Source organism: Deltaproteobacteria bacterium, from assembly GCA_019308995.1.
Lineage (GTDB): Bacteria > Desulfobacterota > Desulfarculia > Adiutricales > JAFDHD01 > JAFDHD01.
The window spans coordinates 1-2824 of sequence record JAFDHD010000202.1; the positions used below are offsets into that span (position 1 = coordinate 1).

Here is a 2824-nt window from a genome sequence, read left to right on the forward strand (position 1 = left end):
CCTCGCATGCCACCGTGCACGTCAATCTCGATCCATCACAGGGCATGCATGGGTCTGGCGTATGCATCATTCCTCTAGACCTGCCCGGAATCTCAAAAGGCAAACCCTTAGATAAGATCGGACAGCGCCCCTTGAACCAGGGCGAGATATTTTTTGAGGAGGTAAAGATTCCGAAGAAGTATATGATCGTTCCTGATCCAGCGGCCTCCCGGCCTCTGCTGCAAGCGATCTTCACCGCCGCCAACACGGGCATGGGCCTTCTTTTTTGCGGGCTGGCCAAGGCCGCCTTTGACGAGGCGCTTAAGTATTCCAAAGAGCGCGTTCAGGGTGGTGTGCCCATCTTCGAGCATCAGAACATTAAACTGAAGCTCATGGACATGTTCAATATGGTCGAAGCCGCACGGTCATTGGCCCGCAGAACTTTGGCTTACAACGCTGCCAATCCGCCTGGATCAACCCCGCACGCCATGGCGACCAAGATACGATCCACCGAGGCCGCGTTTTTAGTCGCCAGTGAGGCCATTCAGATTTTCGGCGGAAATGGCCTGAGCAGGGAATATCCTATTGAAAAAATATTCAGGGACGCCAAGGCCTCCATGATCGAAGACGGCGAAAACAGCGCCCTGGCCTTGACCGGCGCGGCCTTTCTCTAAATCGCATAACATAAATCTTTGGTGCGCCTGGCAGGATTCGAGCCGGTGCATAACGGTTTTCTTATTTTTCCTTCTTCAATTTAGCTAACGCCCTATCAACAGGGGATAAACTACGCTTTCCCTGTGCCAATTCTTCAGGAGTCATGACCGTGCCCGCACCTGACATAATAACAAAATTTGATAACGCGGCCTGTACCGCGAGGCGAAATCCCATGGCGTCCTGGGCCTGGTTTATCGAGAGTTTGGTTAACCTCGTTAAAAAAGGCTCCGACTCCGCGATACATTCTGCCAACTCCATTGTTTCGGCCTCCAGCTTTTCCCGCGGCACGGCTCGGTTGATAAATCCGAGTTCAAGCGCCTCCTGCGCATCTATGAACCGGCTTTGGAACAGAATCTCCCTCGCTTTTCTTATTCCGATATCCCACGGGACACTGAAATACTCAACAAAGCCGGGAAGGAACTTGGTATCATCGGCCGCAATGACAATATCCATTGATGAGGCAATCATCCAACCCCCGAAGATACAATAACCATGAACCATCGCGATCGTTGGCTTGGGGAGGTCGCGCCACCGTAATCCATACTCAAGATAAATCCTTTCAAATCGGATATAAACACCGGAAATACCCTCAGGATAGTCGCGCCGGGCCCGATCCTCTTGCTCATCAGGTGTTCCCAAGTCATGGCCGGAACTGAAATGATCTCCTTCCCCGGACAGGATAATAACTCGAACATCCTTATCGTCCACGGCCGATTGAAACGCATCATCCATTTCATCAAGCATGAGTTCGGTTTGTGCATTAAAGTATTGGGGACGATCTAGTTTCACACGGGCGATCATGTCCTGCTTTTCATAGAGAATATGCCTGTATTTCGACATAGTTACTGTGCCCTCCTTTTTTAAGTCATGAAGTAATATTAGTGAACTATCATAACATAGAAATAAATAACCTTCTCCCTTTATATTGGTCTATCGGAGGGGGGGAGGGTAAAATAGCGACAAATGGGAAAAAGGCGTAACGTAAAGAAAAAATTAGATAAAGTGTAATTTGTAGGGTGATGAAAAAGGTGACTTATTGCACTAATATGAGACTTTTGTGAAACGAAAACGGTGATAATTTGATTTAATCACAAACTAATATGTGAGAGAGGTTATTGCTTACTTATCGTAATCTTGACTTCTAGGGCATGGTAAAAATTTATGATTACCAAGAGAATACTGCAAAACGAGGGAACTACATATAAATAGCAGTAGCCTGAACATCGGCATAACGGCGCTCTTCAGCCGCTGCGGTTAGCTGTCGGCTGCAAGAGCATGGTTAGCCAACCGGCCGATGAATTCGTATACTATGGCTGCTAAACGCAGTCCTGGCAATTCATCAAGACGCTCAACCGGGGCTTCAGTGACTATGCTTAATCGTAACTTGCACGGGTCACTTCATCACTCATGGTCGGCGCGACAAGCGGCTTCCATGTGGAGTTCTCCCATGTCCCAAGATAAGTATGCATATCAAGATACTTTTTCGGTATAGGGTGCGTGCCTACAACGACCTTGACCTCATAGCGTTTTTCAAGAAAGGCTTTGAATGTATTGATATAAGGACAAGGGGGATAACCAACCACCAGGCCTGTAGCTAAATGAATAACCTCTGCCCCATTCTTCACCATCTCTTCGCCCGCATATTCTATGTTGCCACCAGGACAACCATCGCACGTTGTATAACCAACCAACTCAATTTCGGTGTCCGTGTATATGCTGAAAGCCCCTTCCTTGTTCCTCATGGCTCGGAAACACTTCCCGCCCGCACAGCGGCGGTAGCGATCGCAGATAACTATTCCAATCTTTGTCTTTGAATTCACTTCAACTCCTTTCAATTCTTAATTGGTCAATTTTCACATCATCCGACCGGGTCATAGGGTTGGCTAACATTGTTTAATTTGTAGGTTGGGTAGAGCGGAGCGAAACCCAACATTTCTTTGGTGAGTTATTGTAAGTAGTCGTCCCTGAAAAAGTCTATTTTGGCAGTCATTACGCCCATATTAATGCTCGACGCCGGTTTTGAGTCATATAAGAAACGAAAAAATTCTGATACACACGGAATATGGCGGCCAAAAAATCGGGCCAAAAGAAAGCCCTGACGAGCTTTCTCAGGTTATAGCCACAAGCACAC

Annotated in this window: 3 protein-coding genes; 1 reads left to right on the forward strand and 2 read right to left on the reverse strand. The window is 47.6% G+C overall.

All coding sequences use genetic code 11. The features are described from left to right. Positions 1-653: acyl-CoA dehydrogenase (locus JRI95_16865; GenBank protein MBW2063217.1), on the forward strand; the 653-nt coding region annotated here is incomplete at its 5' end. A gap of 61 nt (positions 654-714) precedes the next feature. Here JRI95_16865 and JRI95_16870 read toward each other — a convergent pair. Then, positions 715-1533, reverse strand: a complete 819-nt coding sequence (locus JRI95_16870; protein ID MBW2063218.1) for an enoyl-CoA hydratase/isomerase family protein — start codon at positions 1531-1533, stop codon at positions 715-717. A 533-nt stretch (positions 1534-2066) separates the two neighbouring features. Beyond that, entirely contained in the window at positions 2067-2513 is a 447-nt protein-coding gene (locus JRI95_16875) for a CGGC domain-containing protein (protein ID MBW2063219.1), read from the reverse strand. Positions 2514-2824: the final 311 nt, after the last annotated feature.